The sequence below is a fragment of the Cellulomonas denverensis genome (assembly GCF_012396125.1).
Classification (GTDB): domain Bacteria; phylum Actinomycetota; class Actinomycetes; order Actinomycetales; family Cellulomonadaceae; genus Cellulomonas; species Cellulomonas denverensis.
The window spans coordinates 105,517-122,877 of record NZ_JAAXOX010000010.1 but is presented as its reverse complement, the minus strand read 5'-3'; the positions used below and the strand labels follow the sequence as shown (position 1 = coordinate 122,877).

At 73.0% G+C, this 17,361-nt stretch carries 13 protein-coding genes and 1 riboswitch; of the genes, 9 read left to right on the top strand and 4 right to left on the bottom strand.

What is annotated here, in order from left to right:
- Positions 1 to 85 precede the first annotated feature (85 nt).
- The 3 genes from HGA03_RS15085 (at position 86) to HGA03_RS15075 (ending at position 2,215) form a co-directional block, all read left to right on the top strand.
- On the top strand, positions 86 to 1,144 hold the full coding sequence (locus tag HGA03_RS15085; protein WP_203767286.1) for a YeiH family protein: 1,059 nt from the start codon (positions 86 to 88) through the stop codon (positions 1,142 to 1,144).
- Positions 1,145 to 1,215: 71 nt separating this feature from the next.
- Entirely contained in the window at positions 1,216 to 1,641 is a 426-nt protein-coding gene (locus tag HGA03_RS15080; protein WP_168631115.1) for a (deoxy)nucleoside triphosphate pyrophosphohydrolase, read from the top strand.
- A gap of 145 nt (positions 1,642 to 1,786) precedes the next feature.
- Positions 1,787 to 2,215 (top strand): Hsp20/alpha crystallin family protein, encoded by a 429-nt coding sequence (locus tag HGA03_RS15075; RefSeq protein ID WP_168631114.1) that lies wholly within the window; start codon positions 1,787 to 1,789, stop codon positions 2,213 to 2,215.
- Between the two features lie 107 nt (positions 2,216 to 2,322).
- Here the strand turns inward: HGA03_RS15075 and metE are convergent, their stop codons facing one another.
- Positions 2,323 to 4,680, bottom strand: coding sequence for a 5-methyltetrahydropteroyltriglutamate--homocysteine S-methyltransferase (metE, locus tag HGA03_RS15070; protein WP_168631113.1), 2,358 nt, complete (start codon positions 4,678 to 4,680; stop codon positions 2,323 to 2,325).
- Between the two features lie 7 nt (positions 4,681 to 4,687).
- A complete protein-coding gene (locus HGA03_RS15065) occupies positions 4,688 to 5,716 on the bottom strand; it encodes a methylenetetrahydrofolate reductase (protein WP_168631112.1) in 1,029 nt (342 codons plus the stop codon).
- A 5-nt stretch (positions 5,717 to 5,721) separates the two neighbouring features.
- Positions 5,722 to 5,818: riboswitch (SAM riboswitch) on the bottom strand.
- A 202-nt stretch (positions 5,819 to 6,020) separates the two neighbouring features.
- Here HGA03_RS15065 and HGA03_RS15060 point away from each other — a divergent pair.
- On the top strand, positions 6,021 to 8,252 hold the full coding sequence (locus HGA03_RS15060) for a peptidase C14 (protein ID WP_239073511.1): 2,232 nt from the start codon (positions 6,021 to 6,023) through the stop codon (positions 8,250 to 8,252).
- 865 nt (positions 8,253 to 9,117) lie between these two features.
- On the opposite strand, the gene HGA03_RS15055 is transcribed toward HGA03_RS15060, so the two are convergent.
- Together HGA03_RS15055 and HGA03_RS15050 are read right to left on the bottom strand one after the other, a co-directional pair.
- Positions 9,118 to 10,203 (bottom strand): Gfo/Idh/MocA family oxidoreductase, encoded by a 1,086-nt coding sequence (locus HGA03_RS15055; protein WP_168631111.1) that lies wholly within the window; start codon positions 10,201 to 10,203, stop codon positions 9,118 to 9,120.
- Positions 10,204 to 10,999: 796 nt separating this feature from the next.
- Positions 11,000 to 11,536: a flavodoxin family protein gene (locus tag HGA03_RS15050; RefSeq protein ID WP_168631110.1), complete on the bottom strand. Its 537-nt coding sequence runs from the start codon at positions 11,534 to 11,536 to the stop codon at positions 11,000 to 11,002.
- A gap of 200 nt (positions 11,537 to 11,736) precedes the next feature.
- Between HGA03_RS15050 and HGA03_RS19450 the strand changes: the two genes are divergently transcribed.
- The 5 genes from HGA03_RS19450 (at position 11,737) to HGA03_RS15025 (ending at position 17,341) form a co-directional block, all read left to right on the top strand.
- Positions 11,737 to 12,609, top strand: coding sequence for an IclR family transcriptional regulator (locus tag HGA03_RS19450; protein WP_168631109.1), 873 nt, complete (start codon positions 11,737 to 11,739; stop codon positions 12,607 to 12,609).
- 204 nt (positions 12,610 to 12,813) lie between these two features.
- Positions 12,814 to 14,286 (top strand): Gfo/Idh/MocA family protein, encoded by a 1,473-nt coding sequence (locus HGA03_RS15040; protein WP_168631108.1) that lies wholly within the window; start codon positions 12,814 to 12,816, stop codon positions 14,284 to 14,286.
- A complete protein-coding gene (locus tag HGA03_RS15035; protein ID WP_168631107.1) occupies positions 14,283 to 15,539 on the top strand; it encodes an ABC transporter substrate-binding protein in 1,257 nt (418 codons plus the stop codon). Before HGA03_RS15040 ends, HGA03_RS15035 begins: the two co-directional genes overlap by 4 nt.
- Before the next feature lie 51 nt (positions 15,540 to 15,590).
- On the top strand, positions 15,591 to 16,451 hold the full coding sequence (locus HGA03_RS15030; RefSeq protein WP_168631106.1) for a carbohydrate ABC transporter permease: 861 nt from the start codon (positions 15,591 to 15,593) through the stop codon (positions 16,449 to 16,451).
- The gene (locus HGA03_RS15025; protein ID WP_239073512.1) at positions 16,448 to 17,341 is read left to right on the top strand and encodes a carbohydrate ABC transporter permease; all 894 of its coding nucleotides are present in this window, start codon (positions 16,448 to 16,450) and stop codon (positions 17,339 to 17,341) included. Before HGA03_RS15030 ends, HGA03_RS15025 begins: the two co-directional genes overlap by 4 nt.
- The last annotated feature ends 20 nt before the right edge of the window (positions 17,342 to 17,361 follow it).

The window sequence follows — 17,361 nt, the reverse complement described above, 5'->3', positions numbered from 1 at the left end:
CCCCGCCCCCGCCGCCCCCCGGACGCAGGCCGCCGACGCCGAGAGTGCACGAATGCACGCCTCCAGAGCCAGGAAGGGTGCATTCGTGCACTCTCGGCGGGGCGCGGACGCGCAGGGAGGGACGCGGGCGGCGCGGGGGCTCGAGACCCGGGACGCGCGCGGGTTCGGGCCCGGGGCCGCGCGGGTGCTGCCTGGGGTGCTGGCCGCGCTGGCGGTGTCGGGCGTGTGCGTGGGGATCAGCCTGGCGGCTCCGGCGGCGCCGGCGTTGTTGATCGCGATCGTGCTCGGTGCGGTGGCCCGGGCGGCCGGATGGTTGCCGGCCGCGCTGGAGCCGGGTCTGACCTGGACGGCGCGGTACATCCTGCGCGCCGGGGTGGTGCTGCTCGGGCTGCAACTGTCGGTGGGCGACGTGCTGGACCTGGGGCTGGGCGAGCTGGTCGTCCTGCTGGTGACGGTGGCCACCACCTTCGGGGTCACGCTGTGGCTCGGGCGGCTGCTGCGGGTCCGGCGGGCGGTGACGTTGCTGGTGGCGACCGGGTTCTCGATCTGCGGGGCGGCGGCGGTGGCCGGGATGAGCCCGGTGGCCGACGCCGAGGAGGAGGACGTGGCGACCGCGGTGGCACTCGTGACCGTGTACGGGTCGCTGGCGATCGTGGCGCTGCCGCTGCTCAGCCGGGTGCTCGGGCTGGACCAGCGGACGGCGGGGCTGTGGGCCGGGATGTCGGTGCACGAGGTGGCGCAGGTGGTGGCCGCGGCGGGCACGGTGGGTGCGGCGGCGCTGACCGTCGCGGTGGTCGCCAAGCTCGCCCGGGTGGTGCTGCTGGCGCCGATGGTCGCCGGGGTGGGCATGGTGCGGCGCCGGACCTCGGACACGGTCGGCGGGCGGACCGCTCCGCTGGTGCCGGGCTTCGTGATCGGCTTCGTGCTGGCGGTGCTGCTGCGGACCGTCGGCGCGGTGCCGGAGGCGGCGATCGGCCTGGTGAAGCCGGTGACCACGCTGGCGCTGGGCGCGGCGATGGTGGCGCTGGGCACCCAGATCCACCTGGGCCGGTTGATCCGGACCGGCGGCCGGCCGCTGCTGCTGGGCGGGCTGGCCACGCTGGTCGCGGGCGGGGTGAGCCTGGCCGGGCTGTCCCTGCTGTGACCGGGCATTCCCGGTTGCGCTCTCCGCTGACCCGGACCGGTGCCGGCCGGAGCGGCTGGCAGACTGCGATCGTGCCCGATTCCCCGACCCTCGTGGTGGCCGCCGCCATCGTCGACGACCTCGACGCGCCGACGGCACTGCTCGCCGCCCGCCGTTCCGGCCCGGTCTCCCTGGCCGGTCGCTGGGAGTTCCCCGGCGGCAAGGTCGAGCCCGGGGAGACACCGGTGCAGGGCGTGCACCGCGAACTGCGCGAGGAGCTGGGGGTCGGCCTGCGGCTCGGCGCCGAGCTGGCCGGACCGGACGACGGCGCCTGGCGGCTGTCCGAGAAGTACACGATGCGGCTGTGGCTGGCCGAGATCGTGGACGGCGAACCGCAGCCGCTGGTCGAGCACGACGAGCTGCGCTGGCTGCCGCTCGGCGACTGGCACCAGGTGCCGTGGCTGGACGCGGACGTCCGGATCGTCGACGCGCTGGCCGCCCACGCCGCGCGGGTCTGAGCGTTCGCCACCCGCGAACGATCTGGGCTTAGCACTCAGTGGTCGAGAGTGCTAAAACTCCTTCCGTAGCCCATCCGGTGACACACCGGATCAGCTTTCCGGCCCCGGGCGGTCCGGGGTCCGGCATCGAAGGAGGTGACGGGCTGTGGCTACTCGATTCGACCCATTCCGGGAGATGGACCGGTTGATGACCCAGGTGCTCGGTGCGGAGCGCGCGGCCGCGCAGATGCCGATGGACCTGTACCGCTCCGGCGACCACTACGTGGCGCACTTCGACCTGCCGGGTGCCGACCCGGGCTCGATCGACGTCAACCTGGACGACCGCACCCTGACCGTGCGGGCCCAGCGCACCCCGCACCCGGACGAGGGCGTGCAGTACCTGACCAAGGAGCGCCCCACCGGCACCTACGCCCGGCAGCTGACCGTCGGCCGCGGCCTGAACCTGGATGCGGTCAGCGCCTCCTACGCGGACGGCGTGCTGACCCTGACCATCCCGGTGGCGGAGGAGGCCAAGCCGCGCCGGATCGAGGTGCAGACCGGCTCGCCGACCGGCATCGAGGCCGCCCCGGCCTGATCCCGCACGGCACCCGATCCCGCAACGCACCTGATCCCGCACGACACACGGCCGGGCCGGAGCACGCTGCTCCGGTCCGGCCGTCGTGTGTGCCGTCCCGTCCCGGCTCAGGCGGAGGGCACCGCCAGCCCGGCGCGCACGGTGCCGGTGGCGGCGACCATGTGCTCCAGCGAGGGCGTGACCTCCGCGTAGCGCCGGGTCTTCAGCCCGCAGTCCGGGTTGACCCAGAGCTGGGCCGGGTCGATGTCGCGGACCGCGGTGCTCAGCAGCCCGGTCACCTCGGCCTCGGACGGCACCCGCGGGGAGTGGATGTCCCACACCCCGGGGCCGACCTGCCGCGGGTACCCGGCGGCGGCGATGTCGGCGAGGATCTCCATCTTCGACCGGGCCGCCTCGATCGAGGTGACATCCGCGTCCAGACCGTCGATCGCGCCCATGATCTCGCCGAACTCCGAGTAGCACAGGTGGGTGTGGATCTGGGTGTCCGGCCGCACGCCCGAGGTCGCCAGCCGGAAGGACCGCACCGACCAGTCGAGGTAGGCGTCGTGGTCCTCGGCGCGCAGCGGCAGCAGCTCGCGCAGCGCCGGCTCGTCGACCTGCACGATGGCGATCCCGGCGGCCTCCAGATCGGCGATCTCGTCCCGGAGGGCGAGCGCGACCTGGTTGGCGGTGTCGGCCAGCGGCTGGTCGTCGCGGACGAAGGACCAGGCCAGGATGGTGACCGGTCCGGTGAGCATGCCCTTGACCGGCTTGCTGGTCAGCGACTGGGTGTAGCCGGTCCAGCCGACCGTGATCGGCGCGGGCCGGGAGACGTCGCCCCACAGGATCGACGGCCGGGTGCACCGCGAGCCGTAGGACTGCACCCAGCCGTTGCGGGTGACCGCGAAGCCGTCCAGGTTCTCGGCGAAGTACTGCACCATGTCGTTGCGCTCCGGCTCGCCGTGCACCAGCACGTCCAGCCCGATCCGCTCCTGCAGCTCGACCACGCCGCGGATCTCCGCCTTCATCGCCTCGTCGTACTGCTCGGCGGTCAGCTCCCCGGCGGTGAACGCGGCGCGCGCCTTGCGGATCTCCGGGGTCTGCGGGAAGGACCCGATGGTGGTGGTCGGCAGCGGGGGCAGGTGCAGCCGGGACTGCTGGGCCTCACGCCGGTCGTCGTACGGCCCACGGTGGAAGGCGGCGTCGTCCAGCCCGGCGGCCCGGTCGCGGACCTCCGGCCGGACCACCCCGGCGGCCTCGGCGCGGGACCGTCGGGCGTCGGCGGCGGCCAGCAGCTCGGCGTGCACCGCCTCACGACCCTCGGTCAGGCCGGTGGCGAGGGTGACGACCTCGGCGACCTTCTGGTCGGCGAACGCCAGCCAGGACTTCAGGGTGTCGTCCAGGTCGGGCTCGTCCTGCACGTCGTGCGGCACGTGGAACAGCGAGGTCGAGGTGCCCACCGCGGTCTGGCCGGCGCCCAGGCCCTCCAGCCGCTCCAGGGTGGTCAGCGCGGCATCCAGGTCCGCGCGCCAGATGTTGTGACCGTCGATCACGCCACCGACCAGGACCTTGCCGGCCAGGGCGGTGCGGGTCGCCGGCGAGGCCTCCGGCAGCCGGCCACGGACCAGGTCCAGGGCGATGCCGTCGACGTCCGAGGCGGCCAGCACGTCAAGCGCGCCGCGCAGCTCACCGTAGGGGGCGGCGACCAGCAGGGCCGGCCGCTCGTCGGCGGTCAGCTCGGTGGCCAGCACCTGGTAGGCCCGCTCGGTGGCGGCCAGCAGGCGGTCGGTGTCCACGCCGGTGGAGTCGGAGACCAGCGCGGGCTCGTCCAGCTGGACCCAGGTGGCCCCGGCGGCCTTGAACGCGCGCAGCAGGTCGGCGTAGACCGCCAGCACGTCGTCCAGCCGGTCGATCGGGGCGAAGTCCTCCGGGGCGTCCTCGGTCGCCTTGGCCAGCGCCAGGAAGGTGACCGGCCCGACGATCACCGGGCGGGTCAGCACGCCGTCGGCCAGCGCCTCGGCGAACTCCCGCACCGGGCGGTCCGAGGAGTAGGAGAACGTGGTGGCCGGGCCGATCTCCGGCACCAGGTAGTGGTAGTTGGAGTCGAACCACTTGGTCATCTCCAGCGGCAGGTCGTCGCCGCGACCGCGCGCCACCGTGGAGTACCCGGCCAGGTCCAGCCCGCCGGTGGCCGGGTCCCGCAGGTCGGCGAACCGCTCCGGCACCGCACCCAGCACCACCGCGGCGTCCAGCACCTGGTCGTAGAAGGAGAACGCGCTCGGGATCGCCGGCAGCGTGGTGCTCAGGCCCAGCTCGGCCAGCCGGGTCCGGGTGCGGCGGCGCAGGTCGGCGGCGGTCGCCTCGACCTCGTCCGCGGTGGACCGGCCGGCCCAGAAGGACTCGATCGCCTTCTTCAGTTCGCGCCGGGGCCCGATGCGCGGGTAGCCCAGGACGATGCCGGCGGGGAACGGGTGGGTGTGGGTCATCTTCGCCTCAGGTGGTCGGGACGGGGACAGGGGTCGTGGCGGCGGCACCGGCCAGTGCCACCCGGGCGCGGGGGGCGCCGGATCCGCCGATCCCGGCGCCGTCGAGCAGGTCGAGGGCCGGTCCGGCGTTGTTGAAGGTGTACAGGTGCACGCCCGGGGCGCCACCGTCCAGCACGGCGTTCACCAGGTCGATGCCCAGCCGGGTCCCGGCGCGGTGCCGCTCGGCGGTCTCGGTCTCCGGGTCGAAGGCGTCCAGCCGGGCCAGCACGTGCTCGGGCACCCGGACGCCGGTCAGTTGCTCGACCCGCCGCAGCCGGGCCGGGTCGGTCATCGGGATGATCCCGGGCACGATCGGGATGGTCACCCCGGCGTCCCGGGCGAGCTGGACCAGCTCCAGGTAGGACGGGGCGTCGTAGAACAGCTGCGTGATCGCGAAGTCGGCACCGGCCTCCTGCTTGGCCAGCAGGGCGGCGATGTCCTGCTCGCGGGTGCTGCCCGCACCGGCGTTGCCCCGGGGGAAGGCGGCGACCGCCACCGACAGCGGGCGGACGGTGGCGCGCACCGCCTGGGCCGGGCTGCTCGCACATCGCCGGGCCTCGATCTCCCGCAGCAGGCCGACCAGGGCGCTCGCGGTGGGCAGACCCTCCGGGTGCGCCTGCCACGACCCGTCCGCCGGCGGGTCGCCGCGCAACGCCAGGAACGCCCGCACCCCCTCGTCCAGGAACTCCTCGACGGTGTCGGCGAGCTCCTGCCGGGAGGTGCCGACGCAGGTCAGGTGGGCGATCGGGGTCAGCGACGTCTCGCGCAGCAGCCGGCGGACCAGGGTTCGGGTGGTGGTCCGGGTCGATCCGCTGGCGCCGTAGGTCACCGACACGAAGTCCGGCCGGGCCTCGGCGAGCCGCTGCACGGTGGCCCACAGCTTGGGGGCGGCGTCCGGGTTGCGCGGCGGGAACAGCTCGAAGGACACGGTAGGGCGCTCGACCGCACCCAGTCCGTCGGTGACGGCGGGAGTGTGTCCCTCTGCGCTCACGCTCATTCGTCGCTCCATCGGTCCTGGCGGAAGCACCCTCACCCGCGCACGCGCGGGGGGTTGCTGCGACGTCGACGAGCCAGGTCTCTCGGTCGCTCTGGATGGGTGCCGCCACGCTAGGTCGGCGGCGGGAGGCCTGGCAAGCATTCCTGACACGACAGGGCACTGGTCCCCAGGCACCCGTTGACACCCGTGTCCGCGCGGCCATAGCTTCGGCGCCACTCCGTCCGGCCGTCCGCCCAGCCCGCGCCCGGCCACCCGAACGTCCGGCACCTCCGCATGGATCCACTCACCGATCCAGGAGGTTGTCATGCGTCTGCACCGCTCTGACCTGCCCGAATCCGTCACCGTCGACGATCCGGCGCCGGCCGCCCCTGCTCGCCGCAGTCTGCTCCGCCTGGGTGGGGCGTCCCTGCTCGGCGCCGCCACCGTGCTCGGCACCACCACCGCCGCCCGGGCCGACACCCCGATGGGCGGCAACGGCAACGGCAACAGCTCTGCCCGCACCACCCGCAGCGTCCCCACGGTCGCGGACCTCCGCGCGCTCAACCCGGCCAAGGGCGACGTGGTGGTGGTGACCGGGTACGCCGCGGCCGGTGACGGCGGTGCGCTCCTGGTCCGCTGGGACGCCGACTCCACCGCCGAGCACAACGGCGGCACCGTGATCGCCCCGGCCCGGCAGCGGGCGAAGGGCCGCTGGCACCTGGTGCACGACGGCACCGTCGACTTCCGGCAGTTCGGGGTGCTCGGGCCGGACACCGCGGCCGATGACGCGCTGGACGCCCTGGTCGGCGACCCGGCGGTGCAGCGGATCGAGGCGCACACCGATCTGAACTTCGTCCGGCGGCACCGGTTCGCCCGCTCGGACCTGGTGCTCGACTTCGGTCACCACCTGGTCACCACCGAGGGGATCGAGCCGGCCGCCGCCAACGACCCGTTCGCTGCGGTGCTGTTCTTCCAGGGCGCGGTCACCGACGAGGTGGTCACCGGCGCGCTGCCCGACGATCTGCCGGAACAGGTGGACATCCTGCCGGTGCCGGACTCGGCGGCCTTCACCGTCGGGCAGTGGTGGGCGGTACAGACCGACACCCGGCCCGGTGGCGGCAGTGCCGAACGCGAGCTGATGTACCTGCTGCAGGTGACCCAGATCGTGGACGGCACCCACGTGCGGGTCGGCTACAAGACCGGCTGGGCGCTCGCGGCCGGGCGCACGCTGACCTGGACCCGGGTCGACCCGGTGCAACGGGTCACGGTGCAGCGGATGCGGTTCCGGGGCACCGGCACCGACCAGGTCACCGGCTCGCACCCGGTGGCCTTCGAGTACGCCACGCACTGCGACGTGCACGCGATCGACGCCGAGGGCACGTTCTGGCCGGTGATCATGCGGCGCTGGAACACGACCTACGTCACGTCGCAGTGCTCACTGCGCAACCCGGTCAGCGTCACGCTCGGCGGCGCGGGCTACCTCACCCAGCAGATCAGCTGCCTGTACGCCCAAGTGCGGGACTGCCGGACCTCGAACGCCCGGCACCTGAACGACTTCACCTGCGCCGCCTACTCGATGGTGCAGAACTGTCACGGCGACGGCGACGTGCAGGGTCCGTTCGTCACCCACGGCCAGTACGAGCACGACCTGACCTACATCGGGAACAGCGGCCTGATGACCTTCGCGAACTCCGGGGCGACCTGGGGTGGGCGAGCCAAGCGGGTCACCGTCCGGCAGCAGGTGGCGGCACTGTTCTTCGCCCGGGTCGGGGTGATCGACCTGACCCTGGAGGACTGCCAGGTGGTGAAGGACCCGAGCATGCCGGACTACCCGAGCTGGATGTGGGTGAACGCGGACGGCCTGCAGATGCGCGGCTGCCGGGTGGATGCCCGGTTCCAGCTGTCCCAGGCGACGGCGGTGTCCGCGCGGCCGACGGTGATCGAGGACTGCGTGATCGGCCTGACCGCGGCGGACGGCACCCTCCCGTTCATCGCGGCGAACGTCAGCACGCCGGTTTCCTTCGTCCGGACCACGATCACCGGCCTGGACGGGGCGACCACCTCCTGGCAGGGCACCGGCCCGCTCACCCTGACCGGCTGCACGCTGCGTGGCATCGGCGACGACGGGGCCGGAGCGCCCGTGCCGGTCTCGGCCGCCCGGCTGACTCTGGACGGCACCCGGCTGGAGAACACCGGGCTGGTGCTGGCCGGAGCCGCCGACCAGGAGTTGACCGCGGTCGGCACCCGGGCGACCGGCGGACCGTCCGGTGGCGCGGTGTTCAGCCGTTCCGGCGCCACCACCCGCGCGGTGACCTGGAACCTCGACGGCCACACCGGCACCGCCGACCGCGCCGACCTGGCGCACGTCCGGGTCACCGAGGGCGTGAACCACTACCGGTCCACCGGCTCCACCTATGCCGGCGGGGCGCTCGACCTGTCCGGGTTCGCCGCGGGTTCGACCCTCCTGCACACCGGCTGCGTCGAGCGCGGCGTGACCCGGTTGGCCGTGCCGCCCACCGGCGACGGCGTCCTCACCGACGGCAACCTCCTGGTGTGACTATTCGGCATTACCGAACAGCACCAGGCTTTACAGAACCGTAACCCGGAGCTGTTGCCCCCGACCAAGGCGCTTGCTTGAATGAGTTATCCGTTCGGTCGTGCCGAATGGCGTTTGGAAAGCTCTTGGCGGAGCCGCAGGACCCCGGGGATGACGGTCGGGCTGGACCCCTCCCCACCACGCAGGGCGGTACCCCACCCGGGGTGCCGCCCCGCGTGCGTTTCGGGCCTTCCGACGAGACCCATCTGGCTCCCGTGCTGCCGTCCAGTGCTCCTGAATGGCCACGTGCCCCGAGGCCACTCGATGCCGGGTCGTGTCCCTGCCCCGGGATCGCGCCCTGGGGCCGGGTGGTCCGCACCGCCCCGGAAGGACCGGATCGACGTCTGTGCAGCGCTTGGCGTGTCGTCGCCTGGGCGTGTCGCGCCAGAGTAAGGGTGTGTGCGCAGCTCGATCCGGGGTTGTTGTGGTCGGACTCCACGTTCCCGAACCCTGGCGCGGAACGGTCCATGCCCCACGTCCGACTCCCGCGGCCCCGATCTCCGCGCATCGGGCCCACGCCTGACGACTAGCACCTGGCACGTTCGGACGTTCGGACGTTCGGACGCTCGGTGCCTGGTGCTCGGTGTTTGACGCCCGGTGCCTGGCGCTCGACGCCCGACGGCCCACGCCTGGTGCCGGGGCGCGCAGAGTGCCCGACACCCGCAGCCCGGCACCGCAGCACCCGGGTCCAGGCCGCTTCGACGCCCTGAGCCCAGCCCGTTCGACGCCGAAGCCCGTGCAGTCGGTGCGCACGACCTGGCCACCTCGGGCGGGGCGGGCTCGTCTGCGCCCGGAGTGGGCCGCCATGGCTCACGCCCGGCCCCGTTCACGCGCACACCTCGGTGAGCACCCGTGCCGCATCGATCAGCGCCGCTCCGGTGATCACCCGGCTGTGGTCACCGCGGGTCACTGCATCGACGAAGCCGAGCAGCGGGGGTCGCAGGTAGTCCGGGTCCAACTCCAGTGCGGCATCGACGCCCGGCCCGCTCAGGTGCCAGCCGTCGTGGTCACCGAGTTCGATCACCGCCGTTGCGCGGCCGACCGCGATCTCGGCCACCCGGCGGCTGCCGTGCGTGGTGACGCCGATGAGGCGCGGGCGTTCGCCGGCGTCGACGGAGGGGGCGGACAGGGCACCCAGCGCTGCCTCCACCGCGTGCACGCCCAGGAACAGGCGCCCGCCCCACGGTGAGGCCGGGTCAGCGGGGCCGGTGACCCGGATCCGCAGGGTGTTCGGTCCTGCCGACCAGTGCTGTGCCGCGGCGCGCACGGTCGGATGCCAGCGCAGGGCCGAGGAGGAGGTGAGCAGCACCCCGGCGCGATCGGCGGCGGCGACCAGGGCCTCGGCGTCGCGGAGGTCGGCGACGAACGGCTTGTCGACGAACACCGGGATGCCTGCACGCAGCAAGGGCTCCGCCAGGGCGCGGTGGTGCGCCGGGTCGCGGGTGGCGACGATCGCGGCCTCGCACCCGGCGGCGCGGACGGCCCCGGCGACCCCGGAGGGCTCGGTGACTCGGGAGGGCTCAGCGGTACGGGAGGGCTCGGCGGTTCGGGAGGGCTCGGTGGCGCGGGAGGGCTCGGTGGCGCGGGAAGGCCCGGCGGTTCGGGAGGGCTCGGTGGCCCGAAAGGTCCCTGTGGTTCGGGAGGGCTCGGTGGCCCGGGAGGTCCCGGTGGTTCGGGACGGCTCGGCGGCGCGGGCCGGCTCGGAAGTCCTGGGGAGATCGGAGCCGCTGCCGAGGTCGGCGGTGGACCCGGCACAGACCTGCCGCAGCCGGGCGATCCGCTCGGGCGGGACGGGCTCGGCGGGCGTGTCGATCAGCGCGCCGATCCGGGCCGGCCCCAGGCGCGCGGCGGCCGACAGTCGGACGATCTGGTCGACGTGGGAGGACGCCAGACCGACGACGGCCAGGCGCATGGGTGATCCTCCGAGCTGCGGCGACTGCGGACCAGGCGATGGTATGCGCTTACGGGGCCATGTGGGCCGGGCTGCAGCCGACTGATGCGCAGGTTGCCCGGGTGGGGTCTGGGTGTGCGCCCGACTGCGCTGGGTCCACCCGGGTCTGGGTATGCGCCCGACTGACCGGGGTGCACCTGGGTCGGGTATCTGGGGCGGGACTACGACAATCCCGGATCTGGCCGCACGCACACCCTCACCCCCGCGCGACACGCGCGGGCAAGACACGCCGGGCCGCGCCGCCCGGGGCTGGTCCGGCGGCAAGAGCGCCGCGGCTTAGGGGGTGAGCGCGGCGCCCTGGGGGTGAGCGAGGTGGCCCGGGGCGCGCGAGGCGGCTGGGGGTGAGCGAGGTGGCCCGGGGGTGAGCGACGGGTCTGGGGGTGAGTGAGGTGGCCCGGGGCGAGCGAGGGGCCTGGGGGTGAGTGAGATGGCCCCGGGGGTGAGCGACGCTGCCAGGGGTGAGCGAGGTGGTCCGAGGGTGGGCGACGCCGCCAGGGGTGAGGGAGGTGGTCCGAGGGTGGGTGAGGCGGCCTGGGGGTGGGCGACGCGGCCCGGGCGCGCGACGCCGCCGGCCCGGGGCGGTCCGGCGACGGGGTGCTGCAGGGGACCGGCGGAGCGGTCGGGTCCAGGGCGTGGCCGCCCGGAGCCATCGAGATCGGTGCGGGACACCTGCGGTTCCCGGCGCGGGCGGTGGCGGCGGCTGGCGGCGGCGTCAGCCGGGGTGGTGGGACGGGGGTTGCCGGCGAGCGCGCGGGGGTCAGGCGGGGAGGGCCGCGGCGAGTTGGGCACCCCAGGCGCGGGCGCGGTCGAGTTCACCGTCGGCGAGGGGGCCGGTCATGCCGGTGACCTCGAAGCCCTCGGGCGGGGTGGCCAGCCGGTAGCCGAGGGTGGTGAGCTGCTTGGCCATCGCCTTGGCGGCGCGCTTGGGGAACGGGCGGTTGACCCGGGTGTCGAACGCGGCGGCGAGGGTGCCGGCCGACGGGACCAGGGTGGCGAGCCACTCGCGGACGCCGGGACCGGTGTCGGCGCCGGGCAAGTCGGCGACGGCGGCGCGGGCCTCGTCGGTGGTGGCGTGCTTGTCGCGGTCGGCGCGGGTCTCCGGGCGGCTCATGGTGAAGGTGTGGGTCGGACCGCCGACGATCAGCAGGTCGGCGCCAGGATCCGTGGGGGCGTCCAGGACGTTGACCAGCGCGATCGGTACGTCGGGGCGGGCCTGGCGGAACCCGTCGGCGACCGCCTCGGCGAGGTCGCGGGTGTTGCCGAACATGCTCTCGAACACCAGGCATGCCTGCATGGGCGCTCCTCGGGACTCGGCGTCGGATGGGGTGCGGGCGGCGCAGTCGGTTCCAGCGTGTCCCCGGCGATCACGGGGCGGCAGGGTCCGAGGTCCCGGGTGAGGGGATCGAACTCGCCTAACCCTGGTCGGTGATACCGAACAGCGGCTAGCCTGACCGCGCTCGGGCGGCAGAGACGACCACATTCAGGGGGAGACCGATGGCGAGCGGCACCAGCAGACCCGCGGCGACCGAGGCCGAGGACTCGCGCTACTGGGTGAAATCCGTGTCCCGTGCGGTCGACGTGCTCGAGCTCCTGGCCGCCCAGCCGCCGGGTGAACCGATGTCCGTGACCGACATCGGTGCCGCCCTGGGGCTGTCGAAGAGCGCGGTGTTCGCCACGCTGCACACGCTGACCCGGCGCGGCCTGGTCGCCGACGAGGGCAGCGGGATGACCCGGCGGTACCGGCTGGGCATGGCGCTGGCGCGGCTCGGCTCCCAGGCGCTGGCCCAGACCTCGCTGCGGGACGTGGCCCGCCCGCACCTGGTCGCCCTGGCCCGGAGCACCCGGTCGACCGCCCGGCTGGCCACCCTGGTGCAGGACCAGGCGGTGGTGATCGACCAGGTCGGCGGGAACGAGCGGGTGCGGCTCGACCTGCGGATGGGCTCGCACGAGCTGCCGCACTCGACCGGCCTGGGCAAGGCGATCCTGAGCTGCCTGCCGGCCGAGGAGATCCGGGCGATCGTGGACCGGGTGGGGCTGGTGCGCCGCACGTCGCGGACGATCACCGACCCGGACACCCTGGTCGCCCACCTGGCCGAGGCGCGGGTGGCCGGGTACGCCTTCGACGACGAGGAGGACGCCGACGGGGTGTTCTGCATCGGGTCGCCGCTGTTCGGCCACGACGGTGCCTGCGTCGGGGCGATCTCGATCACCGGACTGAAGCTGGACCAGCCGTCCTGGCACTACCAGGAGCTCGGTCGCCAGGTCCGGGATGCCGCGCAGCAGATCAGCCGTGACCTGGGCTTCGACCCGGAGGCCGAGGTGGTCACGATCGTCGGGGTGGTTGACGACCCGGACCAGCAGGACTAGCGTCCACGCAATCGCGGAGCCGTTCCCCAGCCCGGAACGCCCCGCGCGCAGGCCAGCCCCCTGCGCTCCGCCACTCGGTCGGCCCTCGATGGGGAGGGACGACCGGGGCGCTCTTCCCCCGAACGCCACGACGCACGACCGCCCGACGATTCTCGTGAGGCGGTCGGCAGCATGTCAGCAGGTCCCGCGCAGTCCCGAGGCGACATGTCGCTCGGACAGCAGCCGGTGGGCGCCCTCGCGCGTGCCGTGACGGCGGGCCAGGTCGAGGCCGAGGGCCGGGCCGCGACCGGCGCACCGGTCGGTGGGTTCACCAGCCCGACCGCCCCGGCGGCGCCGTCGCCCACTCCCTGGCAGCACACCTCCGCACCCCGGTCGGCGGACGCCGTGGAGGGCCTGCCCCCGGTGACGATCGCCCTGGTCGGCGCCGGCAACCGTGGCCAGTCGTACCTCTCCTGGGCGCACGCCCACCCCGAGCGCGCCCGGCTGGTCGCGGTGGCCGACCCCCGTCCGGAGCGCCGGGCGGCGGTGGCGGCGGGCGACCCGGCGGTGGCGCACTACGACGACTGGCGCGAGCTCGCCGCGCAGGGCCGGGTGGCGGACATGGTGATCGTCTCCACCCAGGACCGGCAGCACGCCGAGCCTGCCAAGGCGTTCGCGGCGCTGGGCTATGCGGTGCTGCTGGAGAAGCCGATCGCCCCGACCGAGGACGAGGTGCGCGACATCGTCGCCGCCGTCGAGGCCACCGGGGTGCTGTTCGGCGTCTGCCACGTGCTGCGGTACACCCCGTACACCGACCTGGTGAAGGAGGTCGTCGACTCCGGGGTGCTGGGCCGGCTGATCGACGTGCAGCACCTGGAGCCGGTGGGCTGGTGGCACATGGCGCACTCCTACGTGCGCGGCCCGTGGCGGCAGGAGGCCACCTCGGCCCCGATGCTGCTGGCCAAGAGCTGCCACGACCTGGACTGGCTGCGCTACGTCACCGGGCTGCGGATCGAGCAGGTGTCCAGCTTCGGCTCGCTGACCGAGTTCCGGCCGGAGAACCGCCCCGCCGAGGCCGCCGACCGCTGCCTGGACTGCGTGCTCGAACCGTCCTGCCCGTACTCCGCGCCGCGGCTCTACCTGGGCACCCTGCGCGCCGACGGCCCGGTGTGGCCGGTCAGCGTGATCACCGACCGCACCGACGAGGCCGGGGTGATCGAGGCGCTGCGCGAGGGGCAGTACGGCCGCTGCGTGTGGGACTCGGACAACGACGTGGTCGACCACCAGGTGGTGGCGATGCGGCTGGAGGGCGGGGCCGCGGCGACCTTCACCATGACCGCGTTCTCCGAGCAGACCCACCGGCAGACCCGGATCTTCGGCTCGCACGGATTCCTGGAGGGCGACGGCGAGCGGGTCCGGGTCGTCGACTTCCGCACCAACACCAGCCACGTCCTGGACTCCGGGGTGCTCGGCGGCTCGAATGCCGCGGGCGACCACGGGGGCGGGGACAGCGGGCTGATGGACGCCTTCACCGCCGCAGTCGCCACCGGTGACCGCAGCTGGGTCCGGTCGGGTCCGGCCGAGTCCCTGGACAGCCACCTCGCCGTCTTCGCCGCCGAACGGGCGCGGCACTCCGGCGAGGTCCGTGTTGTGCACCATCCACCGAACCCCCGGGTTCCGATCAAGGAGATGCGATGAGAGTCGTGACGAAGTCGCTGGTGGCCACCGGCGCCGCCTGCACCGTCCTGCTGGCGGGCTGTTCGTCCTCGGACAGCGGTGGTGGCTCGGGCGCCGAGGGGGAGCTGTCCGGCGAGGTCACCATGTGGACCTATCCGGTGATCGCGGACGAGCCCGCCCACCAGGCATTCTGGGACGAGCAGATCGAGGCCTTCACCGCCGAGCACCCCGACGTGACCGTCAAGGTCGAGATCTACCCCTGGGCCGGCCGGGACGAGTCGCTGACCACGGCGATCGCCTCCCAGACCGCCCCGGACGCGGTGTACCTGATCCCGGACCAGCTCGCGACGTACCAGTCGTCCATCGAGCCGATCGACGACTACCTGTCGGACGAGCACAAGGCCGACCTGCTGGAGAACGTCCGGGACTCGATCACCGTCGACGGCCAGATGCTCGGCTCGCCGATCCTCACCAGCGCGAACCCGCTGGTCTGCGACAAGGCCGCCTTCGACGCGATCGGGGTCAGCGAGTACCCGACCACCTGGGACGACCTGATGGACGTCGCCCCGGCGCTCAAGGAGCAGGGCATCTACGCCACCAACTACTGGGGCTCGCCCGAGGTCACCCTGAACATGACGTTCTACCCGCTGCTCTGGCAGGCCGGAGGTGACGTGTTCAACGACGACGGCACCGAGGTGGCCTTCGACTCCGAAGCGGGCGAGCAGGCACTGCAGTACCTGGTCGACCTGAACGAGGGCGGCTACCTGGAGCCCGACCTGATCACCACCACGCCGAGCATCGAGCAGACCGCGCTGGCCCAGAACAAGGTCGCCTGCACCTGGCAGTCCGGCCCGGCGGACGTCGAGCCGTACTGGGGCACCGAGAACATCGTGATCCAGCCGCCGCTGACCGAGTCCGAGACGATCGGCTACGGCACGGTCGGGTCGCTGTCCATGCTGGCCGGCTCGGACGCCAAGGACGCCACCGGCGCCTGGATCGACTTCGTGACCAGCGCGGACCCGGTGAAGGAGTACGTCACCACCGCCAAGATGTTCTCCCCGCTGACCTCGACCGGTGAGCTCTACGCCGACGATCCGGTGTACGGCGCGATCGAGCAGACCATCCCGGACACCACCGTCGGCCCGGTGAACGAGCACGCCCGTGAGGTGATGGGCGTCCTCGCGCCGGAGATCCAGGCGGCACTGCTCGGCCAGAAGTCCGCGGAGCAGGCACTGCAGGACGCCGCCGCCTCCGCCGACGCGATGCTCGGCTGATCCGTGGCCGCAACCGTCGAGACGCCCCGCGGTCGCCGGGGCCGAGGTGTGATGGCGCGCTGGGACGCGCGGGTCGGGCTGCTGTTCGCCCTGCCGGTGTTCCTGCTGTTCCTGGCCTTCCGCTTCGGCCCCGCGATCGCGGGTGTCGGTCTGAGCCTGTTCGACTACGACATCTCCGGCTCACTGGAGTGGGAGGGTCTGGCGAACTTCGACCGGATGATCCACGACCCGGTGTTCTGGCAGTCGCTGCGGGTCACGGTGCTGTACTCCGTGCTGGCTGTGCCGCTGTCGGTCGGGATGTCGCTGGTGATGGCGCTGGCCGTGCGGCGGCGGTTCCGCGGTGTCGGGTTCTTCCGGTCGGTGTTCTTCCTGCCGGTGATCACCTCGCTGGTGCTGGCCGGGACGGTGTTCGTCTGGGTGTTCTCCACCGGCGGCCCGGTGTCGTCGATCTCCAGCGCGCTCGGGGGCAGCGGCCAGTCCTGGCTGTCCTCGACCACGCTGGTGATCCCGGCGCTGGTGCTGGTCGGGGTGTGGTCCCGGTTCGGCTACGGGATGTTGATCCTGCTGGCCGGGTTGCAGGACGTGCCGCGTGAGCTGGAGGAGGCGGCGCTGACCGACGGTGCCGGTGCCTGGGCGCGGTTCCGCTACATCGTGCTGCCGCACCTGAAGCCGTCGCTGTTCTTCCTCGCGGTGATCGAGACCACCGCCAGCTTCCAGGTGTTCGACCTGATCTTCGTGATGACCCAGGGCGGTCCGGCCCGGGGCTCCTACACCCTCGTCTACCTGCTGTACGACCAGGGCTTCAAGTACGTCGACTACGGCTACGCCGCCGCCATCGGTGTGGCGCTGTTCGCGATGACCCTGGTCGTCGCCCTGATCCAGCGCCGATTCCTGGGGAGGGACCCGAAGTGAGTGCTCCGACGCTGCCCCCGCCCGTGCTGGACGCCGCCCCACCACCGGCCCGCCGTCGGCCGTACCGGGCACTGGAACCCACCCGGGCCGGGAAGGTCTGGCGGGGCATCCTGCTCGGCATCGGCGCGGTGATCACGCTGTTCCCGTTCTACGCGATGGTGATCATCGCGCTGAAGCCGGAGACCGCCGTGCAGTTCCCCGGCTCGCTGCTGCCGTGGAACCTGGACACCTCCTCGTTCGGCGAGGTGCTGTCCGGCAAGAACATGGGCCAGTGGTTCCTCAACACCGTCATCTACTCCGTGGTGTCGGTGGTGCTGGTGCTGCTGCTGGCGTCGATGGCCGGGTACGCCTTCGCCAAGAAGCGGTTCCCGGGCCGGGAGGTGATGTTCTGGTCCTTCCTGGCGATGGTGATGGTGCCGTACCACGTCACGCTGATCCCGACCTTCATCGTGCTGGCCCGGATGGGCGGGGTGAACACCTACTGGGGCCTGATCCTGCCGACCCTGGCGAACGCGCAGGCGGTGTTCCTGATGCGGCAGTTCATCAAGGGGCTGCCGGATGAACTATTCGAGGCGGCCAAGATCGACGGCGCCGGGGAGTGGCGGACCTTCGCCCAGATCGTCATGCCGCTGTGCAAGCCGGTGCTGGCCACCCTGGGCACCTTCGTCTTCCTGTGGCACTGGAACGACTTCCTGTGGCCGCTGATCATCGGCAAGAGCGCCGACATGTGGACGCTCACCGTCGGCATCGCGTCCATGCGGCAGCAGCAGGTGCCGCTGTCGGTGGTGCTGGCCGGGTCCGTGGTGGCCCTGGTGCCGATCTTCGCCGCCTATGCCGTGGCGCAGCGCTCCTTCCAGGAGGGCGTCGCGCACACCGGGATCAAGGGCTGACCTCACCGATGCGGAAGGAT

Coding starts and splice junctions, on each gene's coding strand:
- metE (WP_168631113.1), bottom strand. CDS start 4,680: ATGACCCACACCCACCCGTTCCCCGCCGGCATCGTCCTGGGCTACCCG.
- HGA03_RS15065 (WP_168631112.1), bottom strand. CDS start 5,716: ATGAGCGTGAGCGCAGAGGGACACACTCCCGCCGTCACCGACGGACTG.
- HGA03_RS15060 (WP_239073511.1), top strand. CDS start 6,021: ATGCGTCTGCACCGCTCTGACCTGCCCGAATCCGTCACCGTCGACGAT.
- HGA03_RS15055 (WP_168631111.1), bottom strand. CDS start 10,203: ATGCGCCTGGCCGTCGTCGGTCTGGCGTCCTCCCACGTCGACCAGATC.
- HGA03_RS15050 (WP_168631110.1), bottom strand. CDS start 11,536: ATGCAGGCATGCCTGGTGTTCGAGAGCATGTTCGGCAACACCCGCGAC.
- HGA03_RS19450 (WP_168631109.1), top strand. CDS start 11,737: ATGGCGAGCGGCACCAGCAGACCCGCGGCGACCGAGGCCGAGGACTCG.
- HGA03_RS15040 (WP_168631108.1), top strand. CDS start 12,814: ATGTCGCTCGGACAGCAGCCGGTGGGCGCCCTCGCGCGTGCCGTGACG.
- HGA03_RS15035 (WP_168631107.1), top strand. CDS start 14,283: ATGAGAGTCGTGACGAAGTCGCTGGTGGCCACCGGCGCCGCCTGCACC.
- HGA03_RS15030 (WP_168631106.1), top strand. CDS start 15,591: ATGGCGCGCTGGGACGCGCGGGTCGGGCTGCTGTTCGCCCTGCCGGTG.